The 23,626-nt window shown below is 64.0% G+C and carries 19 protein-coding genes and 2 tRNA genes; 9 read left to right on the forward strand and 12 right to left on the reverse strand.

The genetic code is table 11. The annotated features are described in order from the left end of the window. Positions 1–61: 61 nt before the first annotated feature. The 6 genes from QOS90_RS10585 to QOS90_RS10610 all read right to left on the reverse strand — a co-directional run bounded on the left by QOS90_RS10585 (position 62) and on the right by QOS90_RS10610 (position 4,431). A complete protein-coding gene (locus QOS90_RS10585) occupies positions 62–430 on the reverse strand; it encodes a hypothetical protein (protein WP_027595903.1) in 369 nt (122 codons plus the stop codon). Then, entirely contained in the window at positions 427–768 is a 342-nt protein-coding gene (locus QOS90_RS10590; RefSeq protein WP_085272782.1) for a helix-turn-helix domain-containing protein, read from the reverse strand. The genes QOS90_RS10585 and QOS90_RS10590 overlap by 4 nt, the downstream gene beginning before the upstream one ends. A 100-nt stretch (positions 769–868) precedes the next feature. After that, complete coding sequence (locus tag QOS90_RS10595) at positions 869–1,309, reverse strand: YkvA family protein (protein WP_027595901.1); 441 nt, start codon at positions 1,307–1,309, stop codon at positions 869–871. A 280-nt stretch (positions 1,310–1,589) separates the two neighbouring features. Then, positions 1,590–2,336 (reverse strand): BamJ family beta-barrel-assembly machinery protein, encoded by a 747-nt coding sequence (bamJ, locus tag QOS90_RS10600; RefSeq protein WP_027595900.1) that lies wholly within the window; start codon positions 2,334–2,336, stop codon positions 1,590–1,592. Positions 2,337–2,558: 222 nt separating this feature from the next. After that, on the reverse strand, positions 2,559–3,491 hold the full coding sequence (pcaQ, locus tag QOS90_RS10605; protein WP_085272781.1) for a pca operon transcription factor PcaQ: 933 nt from the start codon (positions 3,489–3,491) through the stop codon (positions 2,559–2,561). Between the two features lie 10 nt (positions 3,492–3,501). After that, positions 3,502–4,431 carry a helix-turn-helix transcriptional regulator gene (locus QOS90_RS10610; RefSeq protein WP_027595898.1) on the reverse strand — a complete coding sequence of 310 codons (930 nt, stop codon included), beginning with the start codon at positions 4,429–4,431 and terminating at the stop codon, positions 3,502–3,504. 349 nt (positions 4,432–4,780) lie between these two features. Between QOS90_RS10610 and QOS90_RS10615 the strand changes: the two genes are divergently transcribed. The 4 genes from QOS90_RS10615 to QOS90_RS10630 all read left to right on the forward strand — a co-directional run bounded on the left by QOS90_RS10615 (position 4,781) and on the right by QOS90_RS10630 (position 8,720). Next, a complete protein-coding gene (locus QOS90_RS10615) occupies positions 4,781–6,124 on the forward strand; it encodes an MFS transporter (protein ID WP_027595897.1) in 1,344 nt (447 codons plus the stop codon). 128 nt (positions 6,125–6,252) lie between these two features. Next, positions 6,253–6,963 (forward strand): fumarylacetoacetate hydrolase family protein, encoded by a 711-nt coding sequence (locus QOS90_RS10620; protein ID WP_085272780.1) that lies wholly within the window; start codon positions 6,253–6,255, stop codon positions 6,961–6,963. Between the two features lie 17 nt (positions 6,964–6,980). After that, positions 6,981–7,745, forward strand: coding sequence for an SDR family oxidoreductase (locus QOS90_RS10625; protein WP_085272779.1), 765 nt, complete (start codon positions 6,981–6,983; stop codon positions 7,743–7,745). 24 nt (positions 7,746–7,769) lie between these two features. After that, positions 7,770–8,720 (forward strand): 2-hydroxyacid dehydrogenase, encoded by a 951-nt coding sequence (locus QOS90_RS10630; RefSeq protein ID WP_027595894.1) that lies wholly within the window; start codon positions 7,770–7,772, stop codon positions 8,718–8,720. A 69-nt stretch (positions 8,721–8,789) separates the two neighbouring features. Here QOS90_RS10630 and nirD read toward each other — a convergent pair whose 3' ends face one another. The 3 genes from nirD to QOS90_RS10645 form a co-directional block, all read right to left on the reverse strand. Next, positions 8,790–9,152 carry a nitrite reductase small subunit NirD gene (gene nirD / locus QOS90_RS10635; protein ID WP_027595893.1) on the reverse strand — a complete coding sequence of 121 codons (363 nt, stop codon included), beginning with the start codon at positions 9,150–9,152 and terminating at the stop codon, positions 8,790–8,792. After that, a complete protein-coding gene (gene nirB / locus QOS90_RS10640) occupies positions 9,152–11,704 on the reverse strand; it encodes a nitrite reductase large subunit NirB (RefSeq protein WP_027595892.1) in 2,553 nt (850 codons plus the stop codon). The genes nirD and nirB overlap by 1 nt, the downstream gene beginning before the upstream one ends. Before the next feature lie 287 nt (positions 11,705–11,991). Continuing rightward, positions 11,992–16,023, reverse strand: coding sequence for a bifunctional nitrate reductase/sulfite reductase flavoprotein subunit alpha (locus tag QOS90_RS10645; protein WP_085272778.1), 4,032 nt, complete (start codon positions 16,021–16,023; stop codon positions 11,992–11,994). Positions 16,024–16,314: 291 nt separating this feature from the next. On the opposite strand from QOS90_RS10645, the gene map reads away from it, so the two are divergent. Beyond that, positions 16,315–17,091, forward strand: a complete 777-nt coding sequence (gene map / locus QOS90_RS10650; protein ID WP_097151323.1) for a type I methionyl aminopeptidase — start codon at positions 16,315–16,317, stop codon at positions 17,089–17,091. Positions 17,092–17,320: 229 nt separating this feature from the next. Here map and QOS90_RS10655 read toward each other — a convergent pair. Then, positions 17,321–17,397 (reverse strand) — tRNA-Asp (locus QOS90_RS10655). 13 nt (positions 17,398–17,410) lie between these two features. Next, positions 17,411–17,486, reverse strand: a tRNA-Val gene (locus tag QOS90_RS10660). 217 nt (positions 17,487–17,703) lie between these two features. Between QOS90_RS10660 and rdgC the strand changes: the two genes are divergently transcribed. From rdgC to sugE, 3 genes are all read left to right on the forward strand, one after another. Then, entirely contained in the window at positions 17,704–18,624 is a 921-nt protein-coding gene (gene rdgC / locus QOS90_RS10665; RefSeq protein ID WP_085272776.1) for a recombination-associated protein RdgC, read from the forward strand. A 165-nt stretch (positions 18,625–18,789) separates the two neighbouring features. Further along, entirely contained in the window at positions 18,790–19,755 is a 966-nt protein-coding gene (locus tag QOS90_RS10670) for a bile acid:sodium symporter family protein (RefSeq protein ID WP_027595888.1), read from the forward strand. A gap of 219 nt (positions 19,756–19,974) precedes the next feature. Further along, entirely contained in the window at positions 19,975–20,292 is a 318-nt protein-coding gene (gene sugE / locus QOS90_RS10675) for a quaternary ammonium compound efflux SMR transporter SugE (protein ID WP_019470182.1), read from the forward strand. A 10-nt stretch (positions 20,293–20,302) separates the two neighbouring features. Here the strand turns inward: sugE and QOS90_RS10680 are convergent, their stop codons facing one another. After that, positions 20,303–22,180, reverse strand: coding sequence for an MFS transporter (locus tag QOS90_RS10680; protein WP_027595887.1), 1,878 nt, complete (start codon positions 22,178–22,180; stop codon positions 20,303–20,305). 144 nt (positions 22,181–22,324) lie between these two features. On the opposite strand from QOS90_RS10680, the gene QOS90_RS10685 reads away from it, so the two are divergent. Continuing rightward, positions 22,325–23,503 carry an MFS transporter gene (locus QOS90_RS10685; protein ID WP_027595886.1) on the forward strand — a complete coding sequence of 393 codons (1,179 nt, stop codon included), beginning with the start codon at positions 22,325–22,327 and terminating at the stop codon, positions 23,501–23,503. Positions 23,504–23,626: the final 123 nt, after the last annotated feature.

Here is a 23,626-nt window from a genome sequence, read left to right on the forward strand (position 1 = left end):
TGTTTTCACTGGCCTCTTCGCAGCACAAGGCTGCTCCTACAAAGTACTGCGCTCGGCTGAATCAGGCTTCTTCGGGGTAACGGTACTCGAACACCCGCACCACTTCCGAGGCATGCCAGGACGCCGCTTCCATGCCGTCGACCGGCCCGGCAAAACGTCCTAGCCGCTCTACACATTCGAAAAAACCGGTGCGCGGCAGGCGGCTGGCACCCTGGCTGATCACCAGCGAACTGCGCAAAGGCTGCTCGGCACGGGCGTCGAGCACCGCCAGGTACTCCAGCGCAGCGGTCAGCGTCTGCATGGCCGGGCTGGGCAATTGCAAGCGCTCGATAAGCGCACGGTACGTCAGCAGATGACGTTGACGACGGGCCAGGTCAAGCTCGTCCAGCAGGCTCTGCCAGTGCTGGCGGCTGATCCTGACCTGGCTCATGAGGGTTCGCTCCAACCCGCCACACCCAGGTGCCAGGCCAGGGCGCGGCGGATGGCAGCGTCCGGCTGTCGCTCGCCTGACTCGATCATGGCCAGGTACGCGGGGCTCACACCCACATTGCGCGCCAAAAGCTCAGGGGCGATGCCCTTCGCCTCACGAATCTGTGCCACCTCGCTGAACGCCGGTAAAGGTGCAGCACTGGCAGCATCGCTTTGCACTTCACTGACACCCGCCTCGACGGGCGGCTGCCCCGCTGCCTTCAGCAGTGCCTGGTATTGCTCCCAGGGAACGACGGCGTACTCGGGCTGACCGTCCCGGCTAATAACCTGAATACCCATTACAACCCCCTTACTTAGGATTACGGCATGTAATCCGTAGGCATAATCCTTATGCCAATTATATTACCAAGTACGGGAGTCTGTGCAGCTCAGGCTGATTTCACTGCGTATTGCGTTCCAGGCGCAGCGCTTCGGGGGTATCCGGCAAGCGTTCCACCACCCGCAAGCGCTCTGGGGCCTGGCTGTCGCGCCAGGCTTTGAAACGCGCCAGCTCATCGGCCACGGTCTTCAACACCCAACCCAGCACGGCGATGTCGTCAAGAAAACCCACGCCCAGCAGCCAGTCGGGGATGGCGTCGATAGGGCTGACGAAGTACAGCAGGCCGGCAACGATGGTCACCAGCGCCTTGGGGCTGATGGCGCGGTACTCGCCGCGCCACCAGGCCAGGCACAGCGACTGCAGCAGCTTTACATCCTCGCGCAGCTGGCCGATCCGTGGGCCTTTGCGGGCCACGGCGAACAGCAAGGCCGGCAACCGCCCGCGGCTGAGCAGGCGCTCGGCCAACGGCAGAAAACGGGCGAAATTCCAGGGTGCGCTCATGGAGCCTCCGAGAGGGACAGGTTATCCACATTTATTGTGGATAACCTTGTGAACAGGGCGAAGTTTCTGACGTCAGGTGCCCACTAGGCAAGGGTCCCGGTCAGATCGGGCGTTTTTTACACAGTCGTTTCAGATTCGCAAACGATTTGCGTCAGAAGCATCCTACTTCATCACGCTGCTATTGCTCGGACAGTATCAGCCGCCAGAGGTTCTTCTCAGCCGATTGCCCCAAACGAAAACGCCCCGTCAAGACGGGGCGTTTTACGCAAACCAGCCAGTGTTACTTGGCAGGCTCTTCTGCTGGCGCTTCTGGCTCAGCACCCTGCAGCTGGGCCGGGTCTTTGATGGCGATCAGCTCAAGGTCGAACACCAGTACCGAGTTGGCAGGGATCAGCGGGCTCGGGCTCTGGGCACCGTAGGCCAGTTCGGCCGGGATGAACAGCTTGTACTTCTCGCCGACGTGCATCAGTTGCAGGCCTTCGACCCAACCTGGGATCACGCCGCTGACAGGCAGGTCGATCGGGCTGCCGCGCTCGACGGAGCTGTCGAACACCTTGCCATCGGTCAGCTTGCCTTCGTAGTGAACAGTCACTACGTCGGTCGGCTTAGGCTGCGGGCCGTCGGCCTTCTTGATCACTTCGTATTGCAGGCCCGAAGCGGTGGTGACAACACCCGGCTTCTTGGCGTTTTCTTCGAGGAACTTCTTACCGGCGGAGGCGGCTTCTTCGCTGGCCTTGGCCAGACGCTCTTCGGCGCGCTTCTGCAGCGAGGTGAAGGCTTCTACCAGCTCTTCGTCCTTGATGCGCTGCTCTTTCTTGCTGACGGCGTCTTCGATGCCGAGGGCGACCGCTTTCGAATCAAGGTCTTCCATGCCTTCCTGAGCCAGGCTCTTGCCCATGTTCAGGCCGATACCGTAGGAGGCTTTCTGTGCCGGAGTCTTCAGCTCGGGGCTGCTGGCCTGTTGGTCGCAGCCAGCCAATACCAGGCCTACCAGGGCAACCGCAGCCGCCAAACGATGCTGTTTCATGCTATTTCCTTGTTCATGCGCCATAAGGGCAATCAGGGTAAAGCCGCGAGCTTAGCAGGCGGCCATGACCAATGGCTACCGGCATAGGAGCGGGTTTTGCTAAGGAAGTTCAGTACTTAAAGGGTTATTCATCTGACACATTAGAGCCACTGGCCAGTATTGACCCTTTATGCCGAATTCGCCTGGGTTTACGCGCCAAAAATTTCACTTCGTTCTGAGTTGTCAGGGGTATCGCCCCTCACGGTACTGCCCCGCCACCTCACGCAGCACCTCGCACACCCACTGCCCTGGCACGCTCTGCTCCAGCGCCGCGTTGCGGCACAGGCCCACCGACCCGCCCGGCTCGCGCACGCCTAGGTCGAGCTCGACCAGTTCACCACGGCTCAGGTCGATCAGCACCGCATCCCGTGGCGCCACCCACACCGCATCACTGCCCAGCAGGTAGCGGCGGCTCAGGGCCAGCGAGAGGGTTTCCAGGCGTTGCGCGGGCATCTGGATACCGCATTGGACGAACAGGCTGTCGGCGTGCTGGCGAATGGTGGTACCGGGGGGCGGCAACACCAAGGGGTAACGCCCCACCTGTGCCCGCTCGACAGGCGTGTTGGCCAGCAACGGGTGCCCCGGCCGCACCACCAGGCTCATCGATTCGCTGTACAGGTGCTCGAACGACAGGCCCTGAATTTGGGGGCTGTCGGTCATGCGCCCCACCACCAGCTCCAACTCACCCAGGCGTAGCTGGCCGAGCAACTGCGCGCTGGCACCGGTCACCACGCTGATCAGCAACGCCTCATGGCGTTGATGCAGGCGGCACAGCACCTCGGGCATCAACAAGCCCTCGACCGTGGACAGCACGCCAATGCGCACCTGCGACGGCGCCCGCGCCTCGCCGCGCAGGCTGCTGACGCCATCGCGCAGCGCCTGGACGCTGGGCCCGGCATACCGCATGAAGCGGGTGCCGGCCGGGGTCAGCTCGACGCCCTGCCGGCTGCGTTCGAACAGGCGTGTTTCCAGCAGCGCTTCGAGTTCCTTGAGGGTCTTGGAAATCGCGGGCTGGCTGATGGCGAGGATGTCTGCGGCCCTGGCCAGGCTGCCCTGCCGGGCAATCTCCAGGAAGCACAGCAGGTGGCGGTACTTGATGCGGGTGTCGAGGTTCATGGCCTCAAGCTTACCGCATGGCTACCTGCGGTGTATCCGGGTCGCGCTGCTGGCGGCGGAACTGCCCCGGCGGCAAGCCATGGATCTGCCGAAAGCGCCGCGAAAAGTACGCTTCATCAGCAAAGCCGCACAGCCGAGCCACCTCGCCGACCGGGCGGCTGCCGTTAAGCAGGTAATTGCGCGCGGCGTGCATGCGCCGCTCCAGCACCAATTCGCTGAAGGTCTTGCCGATTTCCTTGCGCAGCCAATGGGTCAGGTAGGTGGGCGACAGGTACGTGGCGGCGGCGACCTTCTGCAGGTTGAGGTCAGGGTCGTCGATGTGCCTGCGCAGGTACTCGCTCATGCGCCCCAACGCGGCGCGCCGGCTGAGTTGCGCGGCATTGCTCTCGGCCAGCTCGCGCAGGGGGTCGGCGTACAAGCCACACACCTGGCCGATCAGTTGCAGCAATAGGCCCTTGAGGATTTCACGGCTGCCGAAGCGGCGGTTGGCATCGAGTTCACGCATCTGCCCGAGAATACGCCGCACCTCGCTGAAATCGGCCTCGGCGAGGTGGAAATCCAGGTGCTCCTGGAAGCGGAACGGTGACAGTTCAGGGGCCTGCAGTATCGACACTTCTTCCAGGTCCATGGGGTCGCAAGGCAGGTGCGGCAGCAGGAATGTCTGGGAAAAGTTGATGACCACGAAATCGCTGTCGTCCGGGTGCGGGATGACATGCACCCGGTGCGGCAGGATGAAGGCCAGGGTGTTGCGTTTGAACGGGCGCTGCACGCTGCCGATGTGCTGCACCGTATCGCCGCCAAAATTGACCTGGATCTGAAAATACTCGTGTCGGTGTGGCGCGGTTTCGGCCGGCCGGCCGCGCTGGTCGCGGATGTAGAAATCCATCAGCTCGCTGCGCTGTTGCATGACGTAGGTCGGGACTTCGCGCTTGGGGGGCATGGGGGTCTCCGGTCGGGGGGCTTGGCGCTGACGTTGCCTGCCATGCGGGAATTCTGAACGGCAAGCGGCTTGCCTGGCAATGAGTTGTACGACGTCGAAACTCATAACTTTGAAGCCCACTGCAAAAAACGTATCCGGCAAAAATCGACGCAGCCCTTTAAAACCGCCACCCAAAGCAAAAAAAGCAGGCAAAACCCCGCCCGCTGAGTTTTTTGGACAGCGCAGCCCTACCCCGTTCCGAGTGAAAAAAACGGTCTAAAACCGCCGTTGATTTTCCGATGTTGTACGACCACCTTAAAAAAGGGACTGCAGCCCAACCTCTACCAACAACAACAAACGAGGTCGACTCATGTCGAGCACGCCTACTTCCCGCACTGCGGCGCCTGCGTTCGCAGTGGACGCGGTCGCATCGCAACGCCTACCCACCCGCCGTCGCTGGTTCATGCTCTCGCTGCTGCTGCTGGCGACCATCATCAACTACGTCGACCGGGTCAACATCTCCATCGCGGCGCCTTTCATGGCCAAGGACCTGGGCCTGGACAAAGTCGAGATGGGCTTGATCTTCTCCGCGTTCGCCTGGACCTACGCCCTGGCGTTGGTGCCAGCCGGCTTCATTGCCGACCGCTTCGGCTCGCGCCTGACCTACGGCGTCTCGCTGATCAGTTGGTCGGCTGTCACTGTCGCCCAGGGCCTGGCCAGCGGCTTCACCTCGCTGTTCGGCCTGCGCCTGGCCGTGGGTGCCATGGAGGCACCGGCCTTCCCCGCCAACAGCCGCGCTGTCACCGTGTGGTTCCCTGCCCGCGAACGGGGCATGGCCAGCAGCATCTACGTGTGCGGCCAGTACCTGGGCACGGCCTTGTTCACTGGGGCATTGCTGTGGCTGGCGACCACCTATGACTGGCGCCATGTGTTCTACAGCACCGGCCTGATTGGTATCGTCTTTGGCGTGGTGTGGTTGTTCCTGTACCGCGACCCGCTCAACTGCAAGAAGGTCAGCAAGGAAGAACTGGCCTACATCGAGGACGGCGGCGGGCTGGTCAGAAGCAGCCAGGAGCGCACCCGTTTCGACTGGCGCCAGGTCGCCGAACTGTTCCGCTACCGCCAGGTGTGGGCCATCTGCCTGGGCAAGTTCGCCAGCACCTCAGCGCTGTACTTCTTCCTCACCTGGTTCCCCACCTACCTGATCGAAGAGCGCCAGCTGACGCTGATCAAAGTCGGCATCTTCGCGGTGATGCCGTTCATTGGCGCCACGGTCGGCATCTTGCTGGCGGGGATCGTTTCCGACCTGCTGATCCGCCGGGGCTACTCGCTGTCCTTTGCACGCAAGCTGCCGCTGGTAGTGGGGTCGATGCTGGGCATGTCGATCGTGCTGGTCAACTTCACCGACTCCAACGTGCTGTGTATCGCCGTGCTGACGCTGGCGTTCTTTGCCCAGGGCATCGCCTCTTCGTCGTGGGCAGCGGTTTCGGAAGTGGCACCCAAGCAACTGATCGGGTTGACCGGCGGGGTCACCAGCCTGGCCGCGAACATTGGCGGCATCGTCACCCCGATCGTGATTGGCGCGATCGTGCAGGCCAGTGGCTCGTTCGCCTTGGCGTTCTGGTTTATCGGCGGGGTGGCGTTGATGGGCACGCTGTCCTACTCGCTGTTGCTCGGCAAGCTGTACCGGATCGAGCTCAAGACCGCGGCATAAGCAGGCGCGGTGAGTGCCGGAAGCGCCACCGCAGATCCCCCGTTTTTATCCAAACCGTCCCTTTTATCGTCCAACTTTGCCCGCCAGCCGCTGGCTAGGCTGGCCACTCCAGCACAGAGGATTGACCCATGACTTACCTGTTCGACCCGCCAGCCATCGTCAGCCTGCCCATCCAAGGCAGCGACGCGCGCTTCCCGGTTGGCCGCGTGTTCTGCCTGGGCCGCAACTACCCCTGGCCGCAGGCCACCGACCCAGCGCCCCGTGAGCCGGTCTTTTTCATGAAGCCGGCCAGCAACGTGGTCGAGGCACAGGGCGAACTGCCCTTCCCGCCGCAGACTGAAGAGTTTTGCCATGAAATCGAGTGGGTGGTGGCGATCAGCAAAGGCGGTGCCGACATCAGCCCGGAGCACGCGCTGGAGCACGTCTATGGCTTTGCCGCTGGCCTGGACCTGACCCTGCGTGATCGCCAGCGCCAGGCCAAAAGCGAAGGGCTGCCCTGGGAGGGTGCCAAGGTATTCGAAGCCTCGGCGCCGATGACTGCCCTGGTGCCGGCCAGCGAACTGGGCTGGCCACTGGACGCTGCGCTGTGGCTGAAGGTCAACGGCGAGGAGCGCCAACGCGCCCGGCTTAGCCAGCAGACCTGGCCATTGGCCGAGGTCATCAGCCGCCTGTCCCGGCAACTGCCGCTGCGCCCCGGTGACCTGATCATGACCGGCAGCCCGCCTGGCGTGGCCCCGCTCAACCCTGGCGATGTGATCCATGCCGGCATCGACGGCATCGGCGAGTTGCAACTGCGCGTTGGCCCTCGTCCCGCACGCCACACCGCCCACGCCGCCTGAATTTCTGGAGCAAACAGATGAGCCAAACACACAACAAGAAAATCGCCTTGGTCACCGGTGCCGGCAGCGGCATTGGCCGCGCCGTCGCCTTGGGGCTGCTGGCTGATGGCTTCAGCCTGGTCCTCGCCGGCCGGCGTGCCGAACCCTTGCAGGCGTTGGCAGAACAGGCCCGTGCAGCCGGTGGCGAGGCCCTCGCGGTGCCCACCGATGTGCGCGATGAACAGAGCGTCGCCCAGCTGTTCGCCACCATCGAGGAGGTGCATGGCCGCCTCGACCTGATCTTCAATAATGCCGGGGTCAATGCGCCTGCCGTGCCCATCGACGAACTGCCGCTGGAGAACTGGCGCAATGTCATCGCCACCAATGTTGACGGCGTGTTCCTCTGCGCCCGTGCGGCCTTTGGCCTGATGCGCAGGCAGCAGCCGCAGGGCGGGCGAATCGTCAACAACGGTTCGATTTCGGCGCATACCCCACGCCCCTTCACTGCGCCCTACACCGCCAGCAAGCACGCGGTGCTGGGCCTGACCAAAGCCCTGGCCCTGGACGGCCGCCCCTACAACATCGTGTGCAGCCAGGTGGACATCGGCAACGCCCTGACCGAACTGTCCGAACGCATGACCCGCGGTGTGCGCCAGGCCAATGGCGAGATTGCCGCCGAGCCGATGCTCGACGTGCGCCATGTGGCGGATGCCGTGCGCTACATCGCCGCCCTGCCGTTGGACGCCAACGTGCTCAACATGACCGTGATGGCCAGCAACATGCCCTTCGTCGGCCGTGGCTGAAACCTTGCCTTTAAGGAGTGACCGATGAAACCTGAAGTCCTGCAACTGAGCCCGATCCTCATCCCAGAAGTCCGCGAGCGCCTGGAAGCGCTGTTCACCGTGCACCGGTACTACGAGCAAGCCGACAAGGACGCCTATGTCAGCGCGCATGGCAACAGCATCCGCGCCGTGGTCACCGGCGGCCATACCGGTATCAGCCAAGCGCTGATGGCGCGCCTGCCCAAGCTGGAAGTGATCGCGGTGAATGGCGTCGGCACCGATGCCATCGATCTGGCCTATGCGCGTGATCGGGGTATCCAGGTGACTGCAACCCTCGGCGCGCTGACCGAGGATGTCGCCGACCTCGCGATCGGCTTGCTGATTGGCGTGTGCCGAGGGCTGTGCAGCGGTGACCGGTTCGTCCGCGCCGGCCACTGGGCCACCAGCGCCACACCGCTGGCGCCATTGCCGTTGGCGCGGCAGGTGTCGGGCATGCGTGTGGGTATCGTCGGCATGGGCCGCGTCGGCCGCGCGGTGGCCCAGCGGGCGGCGGCGTTTGGCTGCCCGATTCGCTACACCGACCTGCAGCCACAGGACGTGCCTTATGGCTTCGAGTCGAACTTGCAGCAATTGGCCAAAGACAGCGATGCGCTGATTCTGGCGGCGGCCGCCGACCAGGGCGAGGCGTTGGTGGGGCGCAAGGTGCTGCAGGCGCTTGGCCCAGACGGCTACCTGATCAATATCGCCCGTGGCAAGTTGGTGGACGAGCCTGCGTTGATCGCGGCACTTGAAGCGGGTGAGATCGCCGGGGCGGCGCTGGATGTGTTTGCCGATGAACCTCGGGTGCCCGAGGCGTTGTTCGAGCGCGAGGATGTGGTGCTGCAGCCGCACCGAGCCAGCGCCACCGTGCAGACCCGCACGCGCATGGGCGAAATGGTGGTGGCAAGCCTGGTGGATGTGTTTGCCGGGCGTACGCCACAGGGGTTGGTTATCTAAGCGGCCTGTACCGGCCCCTTCGCGGTCCGACTTGCCCGCGAAAGGGCCGGTACAGTTGCACGATGCAGATCAGGCCACCGCCACTTCCACAGCCTCCCCGTTCAGCCGCACCGGCCACACCCGCAGCCGCTGCCCGGCATCTTCCAGGCATTCCCCGCTGTGCAGGCTGAAATGCTGTTTGTACAGCGGCGCCGCCACCACCAACTCACCCTGCAAGCTACCCACCAACCCGCGGCCAATGATGTTGGCACCCGAGCGCGGGTCGCGGTTGTCCAGCGCATACAGTGGCTGTTCCTGATCCGGCAAGTAGAACAGCGCCACCTGGGCCCCCTCGTGCCACACCACCACGCCGGAATCGGCTACCAGGTCGCGCGCTTGGCAGACTGTCTGCCAGTTCGTCTTGTGGGCTACAGCAGTATTGGTCAGGTTCATCAGACAGCCTCCTCGGCAGTGGGGATCAGGTGCAGCGGTGCCGCTGGGCGGCGCTGATCGCGTTCGCGGACGAAGTGCACGTCCGGGTCGGCGCGGTGGTCGTTGACGAAGGTGCGGAAGCGCTTGAGCTTCTCCGGGTCGTTGAGGGCATTGGCCCATTCGCATTCATAGTGGTCGACCACATGCTGCATCTGCGCCTCAAGCTCGGCGGCCAGGCCCAGGCTGTCGTCGAGGATCACCTGCTTGAGGTAGTCCAGCCCGCCCTCAAGGCTTTCGCGCCAGACCGAGGTGCGCTGCAGTTTGTCGGCAGTGCGGATGTAGAACATCAGCACACGGTCGATCAGGCGCACCAGGGTCTCGTCATCCAGGTCGGTGGCAAACAGCTCGGCGTGGCGCGGGCGCATGCCGCCGTTGCCGCACACGTACAGGTTCCAGCCCTTGTCGGTGGCGATCACGCCGATGTCCTTGCTCTGCGCCTCGGCGCATTCGCGGGTGCAGCCAGACACCGCGAACTTGAGCTTGTGCGGGCTGCGCAGGCCCTTGTAGCGGTCTTCCAGGCGCAGGGCCATGGCGACGCTGTCCTGCACACCGTAACGGCACCAGGTGCTGCCCACGCACGACTTCACCGTGCGGGTCGACTTGCCGTAGGCATGGCCCGTCTCGAAACCGGCTTCGATCAACTCGCCCCAGATCAGCGGCAACTCGTGCAGCTGGGCGCCGAACAGGTCGATGCGTTGGCCACCGGTGATCTTGGTGTAGAGGTCGTACTTTTTTGCCACTTGGCCGATCACGATCAGCTTGTCGGGGGTGATTTCGCCCCCAGGTATGCGCGGCACCACCGAGTAGGTACCGTTTTTCTGCATGTTGGCCATGAAGGTGTCGTTGGTGTCCTGCAGCGGTACCAGCGCCGGGTCCATGATCGGCTGGTTCCAGCACGAGGCGAGGATATTGCCCACCGCCGGCTTGCAGATATCGCAACCGACATGGCCTTTGCCATGGCGCGCGAGCAGGTCATTGAAGGTGCGGATGCCGCCAACCCGCACCAGCCCGTAAAGCTCCTGACGGGTGTAGGCAAAGTGTTCGCACAGGCTTTTGTCGACGGTCACGCCGCGAGCGGTCAGTTCGTGCTCGAACACCTGCTTGAGCAGGGCCGCGCAGCCGCCGCAACCGCTGGCCGCTTTGGTGCAGCCCTTGACCGCAGCGAGGTCGCTGCAGCCGCTGTCGATAGCGGCGCAGACTGCGCCCTTGCTGACGTTGTGGCACGAGCAGATGGTCGCGCTGTCGGGCAGCGCATCGGCGCCCAAGGCCGGCGCGCCGCCTGTTTGCGGCAAAATCAGGGCGGCCGGGTCGGCAGGCAGGGCGATGCCGTTTTGCGCGTACTGCAGCAGAGTGTCGTAGTAGCTGTTGTCACCGACCAGCACCGCGCCGAGCACATGCTTGCCACTGGCATCCACCACCAGCCGGCGATAGGCCGCATTGGCTTCGTCGATGAAGCGGTAGCTGCGTGAGCCCGGCGTAGCGCCATGGGCATCGCCGATCGAGCCGACATCCACGCCCAGCAGCTTGAGCTTGGTCGACATGTCGGCGCCGGTGAACGGCACCGCGTCATCGCCCACCAGCAGCGCCGCCAGGTTGCGCGCCATGCTGTAGCCCGGCGCGACCAAGCCGAACACGCTGCCATTCCATGAAGCGCACTCGCCGATGGCGAAGATGCGGGCGTCATGGGTGCGGCAGTGATTGTCGATCACCACCCCGCCACGGGCGGCAATCTCCAGCCCGCACGCGCGGCCCAGGGCATCCTGCGGGCGGATACCGGCAGAGAACACGATCAGGTCGGTTTCCAGGTGCTCGCCGCCATCGAAGTTCATGCGGTAGCGATACGCCTCACCGGCGCTGATCGACTGGGTGGCGCGGGACAGGTGCACGCCCACGCCCAAGGCCTCGATCTGCGCCTTGAGCGCCGCGCCGCCCTCGCCGTCCAACTGCACCGGCATCAGCCGAGGGGCGAACTCCACCACATGGGCTTCCAGGCCGAGCGACTTCAGCGCATTGGCGGCTTCAAGGCCCAACAAGCCCCCGCCGACCACCACCCCTCGGCGGGCACCCTGGGCGGCGGCGCGGATGGCGTCGAGGTCGTCGAGGGTACGGTAGACCAGGCGGGCATTGCCGCTGGAGCCTTCGATCGGGGGTACGAAGGGGTATGAGCCGGTGGCCAGGATCAACTGGTCGTAGCCATAGCGGCCTTCGGCGGTGACCACTTCGCAGCGCGCGCGGTCGATCTCCAGCACAGGCTCGCCCAAGTGCAGGTGCACGCCTTGGCGGGTATAGAAGCCTTGCTCGCACAGGGCCAGGGTTTCGGCACAGCTGCCGCCGAAGTACTCGGACAGGTGCACACGGTCGTAGGCACGTTGGCGTTCTTCGCCGAACACCCGCACCTCGAACCGCTCCAAGGCGCCCCGCTCGATCAGTTGCTCGACGCAGTGGTGGCCGACCATGCCGTTGCCGACAATGACCAGTTTCTCGCGTTGTCCGCCGTTCGCTGTTGCCTTCATAGCCGATCCTCGATCAAAAAAAAACGCCTGGAGCCGAAGCTCCAGGCGCCTTTGCCTGTACTCATCAGGGTGTGCCCCTGGTTGATCGCCGTTGATCAGTGGGGCGTGTTGTGAAGCTGGTAAAGCAGGGAGTGTGCCAAAGACTGCCTGTTGGGCCTCTTCGCAGCACAAGGCTGCTCCTACAGGGAGTGTGCAGAACCGGTAGGAGCAGCCTTGTGCTGCGAAGAGGCCGTTACAGGCACCCCAAACCGCACAGCCAAGGTGCACCCCTCCCCATCCCGGTGCACTCAATACACATCGCGCCGATAGCGCTTGGCCTTGCTCAATGCCTCTACATACGCATCCGCCGCAGCCTCGCTCATACCGCCATGCTGCGCGACGATGACACGCAAGGCGCTGTCCACATCCTTGGCCATGCGCTGGGCATCGCCGCACACATAAAAGAACGCGCCCGCTTCCAGCCACCGCCAGAGGTCAGCGCCCTGCTCGTGCATGCGCTGCTGCACATAGATTTTCTCGGGCTGGTCGCGCGAGAAAGCGGTATCCAGGCGCACATGGCCGGTCGCCTGCCACGCTTGCAACTGCGCTTGGTAATAGAAATCGCTGGCGGCAGACTGCTCACCGAAAAACAGCCAGTTCTGCCCACGGGCCCCACGCGCTTCGCGTTCTTCCAGAAACGCCCGAAACGGCGCGATACCCGTGCCTGGGCCGACCATGATCACCGGCACATTGTCGTCCTCAGGCAGGCGAAAATGCTTCGATACCTGCGGAAAGATCGCCACCTTGATGCCTTGCGCACGGTCGGCCAGAAAGGTCGAGCAGGCCCCTTTGCGCTGCCCGTAACGCACCGTCGAGACCGTCAGGTGAACCTGGCCGGGGTGCGCCAATGGGCTGGAACTGATTGAGTACAAGCGCGGCTGCAACGGCTTGAGCAGGTCAAGCCAGGTGGCCAATGGCAGGTCTTGTGGGAACTCGCGCAGTACGTCCGCCAATTGCCGCCCCCACAACCAGCTCTGCAGCTCGGCCTTGTGCTCAGGCTGAAGCAGCCGGCGCAGGTCCGCCGCCGTCTGGCTGAACACCTGTAACTGCGCAGGGGTGACCTTGGCGATTTCCAGGTGGGCTTCCAAGGCAACGGCCAACGGCAGCACAGGCTGGCCTTTGACCTCAACCAGGGCCTGGCCATCGAGGCGCATCAGTGCCAGCAACTCCTCGACCAACGCCGGGCAGTTACGCGGCCATACGCCCAAGGCATCGCCCGGCTGGTAGGTAAACGTGCTGCCCGACAGGTCGAACACCAGTTGGCGGGTCTCCTTGCGGGCACCTGGGGCGTTGAGCACGCGGTTTTCCAGCAAGGTGGCCGACCAGGGTTGCTGCTTGCTGTAGGCCTCCACGGGCGCGGGTGCGCTGCTTGCCTGGGGCGCGGCGGCGCTGCCCAACTGCGATGACAAGGCGTCGAGCCAGGTGGCGAATGCCTCATCGAAGTCCGGCTCGCAGTCCACCCGTGGCAACAACCTTCGCCCGCCCAGCTCGGCCAGGCGCTGATCGAGCTTGCGGCCAAACCCACAAAACTGGTCGTAACTGGAGTCACCCAAGGCCAACACGGCGTAAGGCACGTCGGCACAATGGGCGCCCTCCTCGCCTTGCAGGGCTTGCCAGAACGCCGTCGCACTGTCGGGCGCATCGCCATCGCCAAACGTACTGGCGATCAGTACGACACTGGCCGCGCCGTGCAACTGCTGCGGGCTGACCGCTGCCATGCAACTGAGCTGCACGGCGAGGCCGGCGCCACGCAGGCGTTCGGCACAGCGTTCGGCCAGTGCCTCACCGTTACCGGTTTGCGAGGCCCACAGCACCTGATGCTGGGGCGCCGCAAGCGCCGGGCTAGGCAGTACCGAAGGCTGGGCGAACAACCCCGCCAATAGCCCATCGACGAACAGCCGCCGGCTTGCGGCCAGCGGCGCACTGGCCGGCAAGCTGGGCACCCCCTCAGCGCGGGCCTGGTCCAGGCCGAGCAAAAAACCCTGCAAGTAATGACGCTCCTCCTCGGCCAGCACCGGGGCTGGCAGGGTGTCCAGGCCAAGCAGACGGGACAGGGTGGCGGTCGGCATGTGGGCAGGCTCCGGGATGGCAGTGGCGGCGCTCAGGTCAACGGCGTCGATACGTTCGCCGGCAACCCGCTGCAGGGCCACGGCGCAGTGTTTGAAGGCCGGCTGCAGCGACAGCGGGTCGACGGCATCGCAGGTCACGGCATTGATCGCCAGCTGCTCGCCCATCACATCGTTCCAGTGGAAAGGGGCGAAACAGTTGCCCGGCATGACCCGATCACTGACCCGTGCCGGCAACAGCGCCTGCCCCCGCCGCGAGCGGACGGCCACCTGGTCCTTGTCGCGAATACCCAGGCGCGCGGCATCGTCAGGGTGCAGCTCGACAAAGGGGCCGGGCTCGAGTTTGTTCAGCGCAGGCACCTTGCCGGTCTTGGTCAGGGTGTGCCATTGGTGCTGCACACGGCCGGTGTTGAGCACCATCGGGTAGTCCGCGTCGGGCAGCTCGGGCGCAGGCAGCCAAGGGCGGGCGAAGAAGCGCGCTTTGCCACTGGCCGTCGGAAACGCCAGCGCCGGGCGCTTGCCCTGGGCGTCGAGCAACAGCGGCTGGCTGCTGCCGTCGTTCTGGTAACGCAGCGGGCTGCGCGGGGCCTCATGCCCTGGCGCGCAGGGCCACTGGCGCGGCTGCGCGCGCAGGTCGGTGTAGCCGATACCGCGCAGGTCGTAGCCGGTTGCCGGGTTGTGGAAACGGCGAATTTCTTCGTACACCGCTTCGGCATCGGGGTAGTCGAAGGCTTCGGCATAGCCCATGGCGCAGGCGATGCGGGCGATGATCTGCCAGTCCGGCAGGCTTTGGCCTGGGGGTACCACGGCGCGGGGCATCAAGGTCAGGTTGCGTTCACTGTTGATCATCACGCCCTCGCCTTCGGCCCACAGCGCGGCCGGCAGCAGGATGTCGGCGTAGCGGTTGGTCTCGGTGTCGAGAAACGCATCCTGGGTGATCACCAGTTCAGCCTGGCCCAGGCCGTCGATCACCTGCTGGCGGTTGGCGACGCTGGCCACGGGGTTGCTGCAAATGATCCAGCACGCCTTTACCTCGCCGCGCTTCATCTGCTCGAACAGCGCCACGGTGCCCTCGCCGCCTTCGCTGCGTAGGCTGCCTGGGGCCAGCTGCCACTGGTTTTCGACAAAGGCGCGGTCGGCCGCCACCAACGCCGATCGCTGCCCCGGCAGGCCCGGCCCCATGTAGCCCATCTCGCGGCCGCCCATGGCATTCGGTTGCCCGGTGAGGGAAAACGGCCCGCTGCCAGGGCGGCAAATGGCGCCGGTGGCCAGGTGCAGGTTGCAGATCGCGTTGCTGTGCCAGGTGCCATGGATGCTCTGGTTAAGGCCCATGGTCCAGCAGCTCATCCAGTCCTTGGCACCGCCGAGCCATTCGGCGGCGGTGCGGATGTCGGCTTCGCTCAGGCCGGTGATGGCGGCGACGCGGGCGGGGCTGTAGTCCTCCAGGAATGCAGGCAGGTCTTCCCAGCCCTCGGTGTGACGGGCGATGAAGTCAGCGTTTGTATGGCCGTTCTGGTGCAGCAGGTGCAGCAAGCCATTGAGCAGGGCCATGTCGGTGCCCGGGCGTACCTGCAAGAACAGATCGGCCTTGTCTGCGGTGGCCGTGCGCCGGGGGTCGACGACGATCAACCTGGCGCCGGCTTTCAGCCGGTCGAGCAGGCGCAGGAACAGGATTGGGTGACAGTCGGCCATGTTGGCGCCGATCACCAGAAACACCTCCGCGTGCTCGAAGTCCTGGTAGCTGCCGGGCGGGCCATCGGCGCCCAATGACAGCTTGTAGCCGCTGCCAGCGCTGGCCATGCACAGCCGTGAATTGGACTCAATATGGCGGGTGCGGATAAAACCCTTGGCCAGTTTGTTGGCGAGGTACTGCGCCTCCAGCGACATCTGCCCCGACACATACAAGGCCACGGCATCGGGGCCGTGCTGGTCGATAATGCCGCGCAGGCGCTCGGCGGCCTGGGCGATGGCCTGGTCCAAGCCTGTGCGCGCCGGTTGCTGGCTGCGCTGCTGGCGCAGGTAGGCGTCTTCCATGCGCCCGGCCGCGCTCAGCGGTACGTGCGCGGTCAGGCCCTTGGTGCACAGGCGGCCAAAATTGCTGGGGTGCTGCTTGTCGCCGCTGATCTTGCTGACTTTGCCATCGGCCACGCTCATGACAATGCCGCAGCCGACGCCGCAATACGGGCAGACACTGCGTACTTCGCTGCTGCTCATGGGCCGGTCTCCTGGTAAAAACACAAAAGGCGCCGGCTGCCCCGGCTTGCATGGCAAGCGGGGCAACACGGCGCCTTTGTCGTGAAAATGTGCGGGCAATCGGCATTGATTGCCCTGGGTAGTGGTAAGTCAGCAATTACCGGGCCAGCTGTACTCGCCTCATCGCGGGCAAGCCCGCGCCCAAATCGGTCTGCGCTTGCTGGGCCGGTTTGGCGCACCATGCGGTGGCATCTCGCAGGCTCGCAGCGCTATGCTGGGGCACATTTCAGCCAGAGTTACTGCCCTCCCCCCATGTCCCAGGTGATCCTCAAAACCCCCGCCCAACTCGACGTGATGCGCAACGCCGGTCAGCTACTGGCCCAGGTATTTGCAGAGCTCGACCGTTTCATACGCCCTGGCGTAACCACGATGCAGATCAACGACCTTGCCGAGGCGTTCATCGTCGACAGCCTGAAGGCACGCCCGGCGAGCAAGGGCCAGTATGGGTTCCCCTACGCGCTCAATACGTCAGTGGACCATGTGGTCTGCCACGGCATGCCGAAGGCTGATGAAGTGCTGAAGGAAGGGTCGATCATCAATGTCGACATCACCCTCGAACAAGGCGGCTATATCGCCGATTCGTCGAAGATGTATTGCCTTGGCGTGATCAGCGATGAGGCCCGGCGGTTGGTCGACACCACCTATGACGCGCTATGGAAAGGCATCGAGCAAGTGCGCCCGGGGGCGACGCTGGGTGACATTGGCCATGCTATCCAGGCCCATGCCGAAGCAGCGGGCTACAGCGTGGTGCGCGAATATTGTGGGCATGGCATTGGCCAGCAGATGCATGAAAAGCCGGAGGTGCTGCATTACGGGCAGCGCGGCATGGGCATGACGCTCAAGCCTGGCATGGTGTTTACCATCGAGCCGATGATCAACCAGGGCGGGCGTGGGACACGGACGTTGAAGGACGGGTGGACGGTGATCACCCGCGACCATACGCTTTCTGCGCAGTGGGAACATACGGTGGCAGTGACGGAGGCAGGGGTTGAGGTGCTGACGTTGCGGGAGGAAGAACGCAAGCGTTGATACCGCAGCGCGGCACAGACCCTGTGGGAGCGGGTTCACCCGCGAACACCGGCGAAGCCGGTGCCATACACCGCGTCGCCTTCTTCGCGGGTAAACCCGCTCCCACAGGCCCCGGCTGACTGAATACGATAGGCTTGGCGCAGCAAAATTCTGCACAAACAAAAAAAGCGACCCTAAGGTCGCTTTTTCTGTAACTTCCGGGTGTTCAGTGGGCCCTGGAAGTTGAATATGGCGCAGCGGACGGGACTCGAACCCGCGACCCCCGGCGTGACAGGCCGGTATTCTAACCGACTGAACTACCGCTGCGCTATACATCGAGTGGTGGGTGATGACGGGATCGAACCGCCGACCCTCTGCTTGTAAGGCAGATGCTCTCCCGGCTGAGCTAATCACCCTTTCGTCTCGGTGTGGCGCGCATTCTACGGATGAGCCCCCACCCTGGCAAGCACTTTTTTCGACTTTTTTAAAAATTTTTTCGAAGCCTTTCAAAGACCTAGCAACGCTGGGCTTTTCTTCCTTTATAGAAGGGTGCTGGCCCTCTGACAGGGTTGGACGGGAACCACCGCTCGGAGAATAATGCCCGCCTTATGCATTAAGGAGAGATTGCCCCTCATGTGGTTCAAGAACCTGCTGACCTACCGCCTGACCCAGGATGTTCCATTCGAAGCCGAAGCACTGGAAACCGCCCTGGCCAGCAAGCCGGCCCGTCCCTGCGCCAGCCAGGAGCTGACCACCTATGGCTTCGTCGCGCCATTCGGCAAGGGCGAAGACGCTCCCCTGGTGCACGTCAGCGGCGAATTCCTGCTGATCGCCGCGCGCAAGGAAGAACGTATCCTCCCAAGCAGCGTGGTGAATGACGCCGTCAAGGAGAAGGTCGAAGAGATCGAGACCGAGCAGATGCGCAAGGTCTATAAAAAGGAACGCGACCAGATCAAGGACGAGATCATCCAGGCCTTCCTGCCGCGCGCCTTCATTCGTCGCTCGATGATCTTCGCCGCCATCGCTCCGCGCCTGGGCGTGATCCTGGTCAACTCGGCCAGCGCCAAGCGTGCCGAAGACCTGCTGTCGACCCTGCGTGAAGTGATGGGCTCGCTGCCGGTACGCCCCGCTACCGTGAAGATCGCGCCAGCGGCCACCATGACCGACTGGGTCAAGTCGCAGCAAGCGGCCGAAGGCTTCTATGTACTGGACGAGTGCGAGCTGCGCGACACCGCCGAAGACGGTGGCATCGTGCGCTGCAAGCGCCAGGACCTGACCAGCGAAGAAATCCAGCTGCACCTGAGCACCGGCAAGGTGGTCACCCAGCTGGCCCTGGCCTGGCAGGACAAACTGTCGTTCGTGCTCGACGACAAGATGGTCATCAAGCGCCTGAAGTTCGAGGAGCTGCTGCAAGAGCAGGCCGAACAGGATGGCGGTGATGAGGCCCAGCAGCAGTTCGATGCCAGCTTCCTGCTGATGATGATGACCTTTACCGAATTCCTCCCGGTGCTGTTCGAGGCCTTGGGTGGGGAGGAGATTCCGCAAGGGGTCTAACCTTCATGCTTTGCCGGTGCTGGCCTGATCGTTAATCGTTGACCAGTACCGGCCCTTTCGCGGGCAAGCCCGCTGCCACAGGTGCTTGCTCACCCAGTGGCAGCGGGCTTGCCCGCGAAAGGGCCCCGGAAACTCACCTCTATATATAAGTACAAGGACTTTCCCATGCGCGCCCTCGCCGCCCTCAGCCGCTTCGTCGGCAATACCTTCGCCCTCTGGGTGTTGGTGTTCGCCGTGCTGGCCTTCCTGCAACCGCAGTGGTTCATCGCCTTGAAAGTGGCCATTGTGCCGCTGCTGGGGCTGGTGATGTTCGGCATGGGCCTGACCCTCAAGCTCGACGACTTCGCTGCCCTCGCCCGCCAACCCTGGCGCGTGATGCTGGGGGTGGTGGCGCATTTCGTGATCATGCCGGGTATGGCCTGGCTGCTCTGCCAGCTGTTCCACTTGCCCGCCGAGATCGCCGTCGGGGTGATTCTGGTCGGCTGCTGCCCAAGCGGCACCGCCTCGAACGTGATGGTCTGGCTGTCCAAGGGCGACCTGGCGCTGGCGGTGGCGATCGCTGCGGTCACCACCTTGCTCGCCCCGCTGCTGACCCCAGCGCTGATCTGGTTCCTGGCCTCGGCCTGGCTGCCGGTCTCGTTCATGGACATGTTCTGGTCGATCCTGCAGCTGGTCATGCTGCCGATCGTACTCGGCGTGCTGGCCCAGCGCCTGCTGGGCGCTCGGGTGCAGGCCGCCGTGCAGGTGTTGCCGCTGGTGTCGGTGGTGAGCATCGTCATGATCGTCTGCGCGGTGGTGGCGGCCAGCCAGGCGAAGATCGCCGAGTCGGGGCTGCTGATCATGGCGGTGGTGATGCTGCACAACAGCTTTGGCTATTTGCTGGGGTACCTCACCGGCAAGCTGTGCAAGTTGCCGCTGGCCCAACGCAAGTCGCTGGCGCTGGAGGTGGGCATGCAGAACTCCGGGCTGGGGGCGGCACTGGCGGCGGCACACTTCTCGCCATTGGCCGCGGTGCCGAGTGCGTTGTTCAGCGTTTGGCACAATATTTCCGGGGCGTTGCTGTCGACCTGGTTCCGGCGCCTGGAAGCGCCTTCGTCAGCCGTTGAGAATGGCGAGCCAGCCAGGGATTGATGCTGCCTGGCCTGGCCTCTTCGCGGGCAAGCCCGCTCCCACAGGTACCCCACATTCCCTGAGAGCTGTGGAGTACTTGTGGGACCTGAAGAGGCCGGCACAGGCTTGCCCAGTATTCAGAAAATGTGCACCCTAGTGCCCACTGTGAGGACGACCTCACGACGCACCGCGTGACCATTCCGGGGACGGCCCCATCCTTTACAACGATGGAGACACAGCATGTCCTGGATCATTCTTTTCTTCGCCGGCCTGTTCGAGGTCGGCTGGGCCGTCGGCCTGAAATACACCGACGGTTTCAGCAAGCCAATCCCCACCGTACTCACCGTCGGCGCCATGGTCATCAGCCTCGGCCTGCTGGGCCTGGCCATGAAGGAGCTGCCGCTGGGCACCGCCTATGCCATCTGGACGGGCGTCGGCGCTGTGGGCACGGTCATCGCCGGGATCATCCTGTTTGGCGAATCCATGGCCTTGGTGCGGCTGGTCAGTGTGGCGCTGATCGTCTGTGGCCTGATCGGCCTGAAAGTCAGCGCCAGCTGACCCGCGCGCGCTAACGCAGGTCGCCGCGCAAGCGGCTGACCTGCTCACGCAACGCATCCGGCTGCGCCGCCTCCACCGGGATGGCGGTGCCAGCCACGATGGTCACCCGCGACCACAAGCGCTTGAAAAACCCCTTGCCCGGGTCTCGGCTGAAGAAACTGCCCCACAGCCCCTGCAACGCCAAGGGAATCACCGGCACCGGGGTTTCGCTGAGAATGCGGTTGACCCCGCCTTTGAACACATCGATCTCGCCATCACCGGTCAACTTACCCTCCGGGAAGATACACACCAACTCACCCGCCGCCAGGTACTCGGCGATACGCGCGAAGGCACGCTCGTAAATGGCCTCGTCCTCACCGCGCCCGGCAATCGGGATGGCACCTGCGGTGCGGAACACGAAGTTGAGCACCGGCAGGTTGTAGATCTTGTAGTACATGACAAAGCGGATCGGCCGGCGAATCGCACCGCCGAGCAGCAGCGCGTCAACGAACGAAACGTGATTGCACACCAGCAGCGCCGCCCCTTCATCCGGGATGCGCTCCAGGTCGCGGTGCTCCACGCGGTACATCGAGTGGCTGAGCAGCCAGATCAGGAAGCGCATGGTGAACTCGGGCACGATCCTGAAGATGTAGGCGTTGACCGCGATGTTGAGCAACGACACCACCAGGAACAACTGCGGGATGGTCAGTTCGGCCAACCCCAGCAGGACGATGGTGAGGATTGCCGAAACCACCATGAACAACGCATTGAGGATGTTGTTGGCGGCGATCACCCGGGCCCGCTGATCTTCGGCCGTGCGCGCCTGGATCAAGGCATACAGCGGCACGATATAAAAGCCGCCGAACACCCCGAGCCCGACAATCGACACCAGGATCCACCAGGCCTGGCTCATGCCCAGCAGCGCCAGCCAGTCGTGCGGCAGCGCCGCCGCCGGCACATCGCCGGAATGCCACCACCAGAGCAGGCCGAACAGGGTCAGGCCGAACGAGCCGAACGGCACCAGGCCGATTTCCACCTTGCGCCCGCTAAGCCGCTCGCACAGCAGCGAGCCGAGGGCGATGCCCACCGAGAACAGGGTCAACACCAGTGTCACTACAGTGCCGTCGCCATGCAGCCAGTCCTTGGCGTACGCCGGGATCTGGGTCAGGTAGATGGCGCCGACGAACCAGAACCACGAGTTGCCCACGATCGAGCGCGACACCGCAGGCGTCTGCCCCAGGCCCATGCGCAGGATCGCCCAGGACTGCTTGAAAATGTTCCAGTCCAGGCGCATCTGCGGTGACACCGCCGCGGCACGCGGGATCCAGCGACTGGCCAAATAGCCCAGCACCGCAGTGCCCACCACGCCCCCGGCCACCACCGTGGCATAGCTGGCCGACGACATCATCACCCCGGCGCCGATAGTGCCGGCGAGGATCGCCAAAAAGGTGCCCATTTCGACCAGCCCGTTACCACCCACCAGCTCTTCTTCACGCAGGGCTTGGGGCAGGATCGAATACTTCACCGGCCCGAACAGCGCCGAATGGGTACCCATGCCGAACAACGCCACCAGCATCAACGCAAGGTGATTGGTGATAAAGCCCAAGGCGCCGATGGCCATGATGCCGATCTCGGCCAGCTTGATCGCACGGATCAGCGCATCCTTGGCGAACTTCTCGCCAAACTGCCCGCCCAGCGCCGAAAACAGGAAGAACGGCAGGATGAACAGCAACGCGCAGAGGTTGACCCAGATCGAACGGTCACCGTCCCCCAGGCTGAGCTTGAACAGGATCGCCAGGATCAGCGATTGCTTGAACAGGTTGTCGTTGAACGCACCCAGCGACTGGGTGATGAAGAACGGCAGGAAGCGCCGCTTGCCGAGCAAGGTGAATTGCGAGGTGTGACTCATCGTCCTTGTTCCCTGAGGGGCTTTTAGCGTTGGAGGCGCGCAGGGCGCGAAAAGCCACAAATCTGCAGGGTAAAGCTTACTGCTGACAAGCCCTCTGCGGACTTATGCTGATACCCGGCAACCCCCAACGACAAGGAAGTGGCAATGATCGCCGCCCTCAAGCGCTACCCAGCGGCCGTACGCCTGCTGCTGGCTACCACCTTTACCCTGACCCTGGCCCGCGCCCTTACCCTGCCCTTTCTGGTGGTATACCTGGCAAACAACTTCCAGCTGCCGGTGAGCCAGATCGGCCTGTTGATTGGCGGCGCGCTGATCATCGCCTCGCTGCTGAGCTTGTACGGCGGCCACCTGGTGGACACCGTACGCACTCACACGCTGGTGGTCGTCAGCACCCTGGTGTTTGCCCTGGCGTTCGTCGGCGCCATGGCCAGCCCCTCGGCTGCGCTGTTCTTCCTGTGCCTGGTACTGATCAACCTGGCCCTGGCCGTGGTCGACATTGCCGCCAAAGCCGGCTTTTGCGCGCTGTTGCCGGTGGTTGAACGCGCCGAGGTGTTCGCCATCAACTACACCTTGAGAAACGTCGGCTACGCCGCCGGCCCGTTGCTGGGGGTGGCCATGTTGGAGCTGGACGACCACCTGCCCTTCATAGCGTCGGCGTTGATCGGCCTGGGAACGGGCCTGACCTATCAGCGCCTGGGCGACCGTGGCCTGCAGGCCGCGGCCCTGGCGCAACCGGGGGCCACTTTCGCGCAAGTAGCGCTAGGCCTGGCCCGTGACCGGCGGCTGGTGTACTTCACCTTGGGCGGTGTGCTCAGCGCCGTGGTGTTCGGCCAGTTCGGGGCCTACCTGTCGCAGTACCTGATAGTGACCACCAGCCCGGCCGAGGCGGCGCGCCTGGTCGGCTACCTGGTGACCACCAACGCGATCACGGTGATTGCCCTGCAATACCTGATCGGCCGGCGTATCAGTCGCCAGCGCCTGATGCCTTGGCTGCTGGCCGGGATGGGCCTGTTCATCGCCGGGCTGCTGGGGTTTTCATGGGCAAGCACGGTGCCGATGTGGTGCCTGGCGATGCTGGTGTTCACCCTGGGAGAAATCATCGTGATACCCGCCGAGTACATGTTCATCGACCTGATCGCCCCAGAGCACCTGCGCGGGGTGTATTACGGCGCACAGAACCTGTCCAACCTGGGCGCGGCGCTGGGGCCGGTGATGGTCGGGTTTGCCCTCGGGCACTGGTGGCCGGGGGTAATCTTCTACCTGCTGGTGTTGTCGGTGATACTGGCGGGGGTGTTTTACTGGCGGGGTACCCGCAGGTATTGATGTTGTCTGTACCGGCCTCTTCGCGGGTAAACCCGCTCCCACAGGTACTGCGCAGCGCTCAAGCCGGTGGTGTTCCTGTGGGAGCGGGTTTACCCGCGAAGAGGCCAGTACAGGTGTAGGCCG

Origin of the sequence: Pseudomonas sp. LAIL14HWK12:I10, assembly GCF_900184205.1 — a bacterium.
GTDB classification, from domain to species: domain Bacteria; phylum Pseudomonadota; class Gammaproteobacteria; order Pseudomonadales; family Pseudomonadaceae; genus Aquipseudomonas; species Aquipseudomonas kermanshahensis.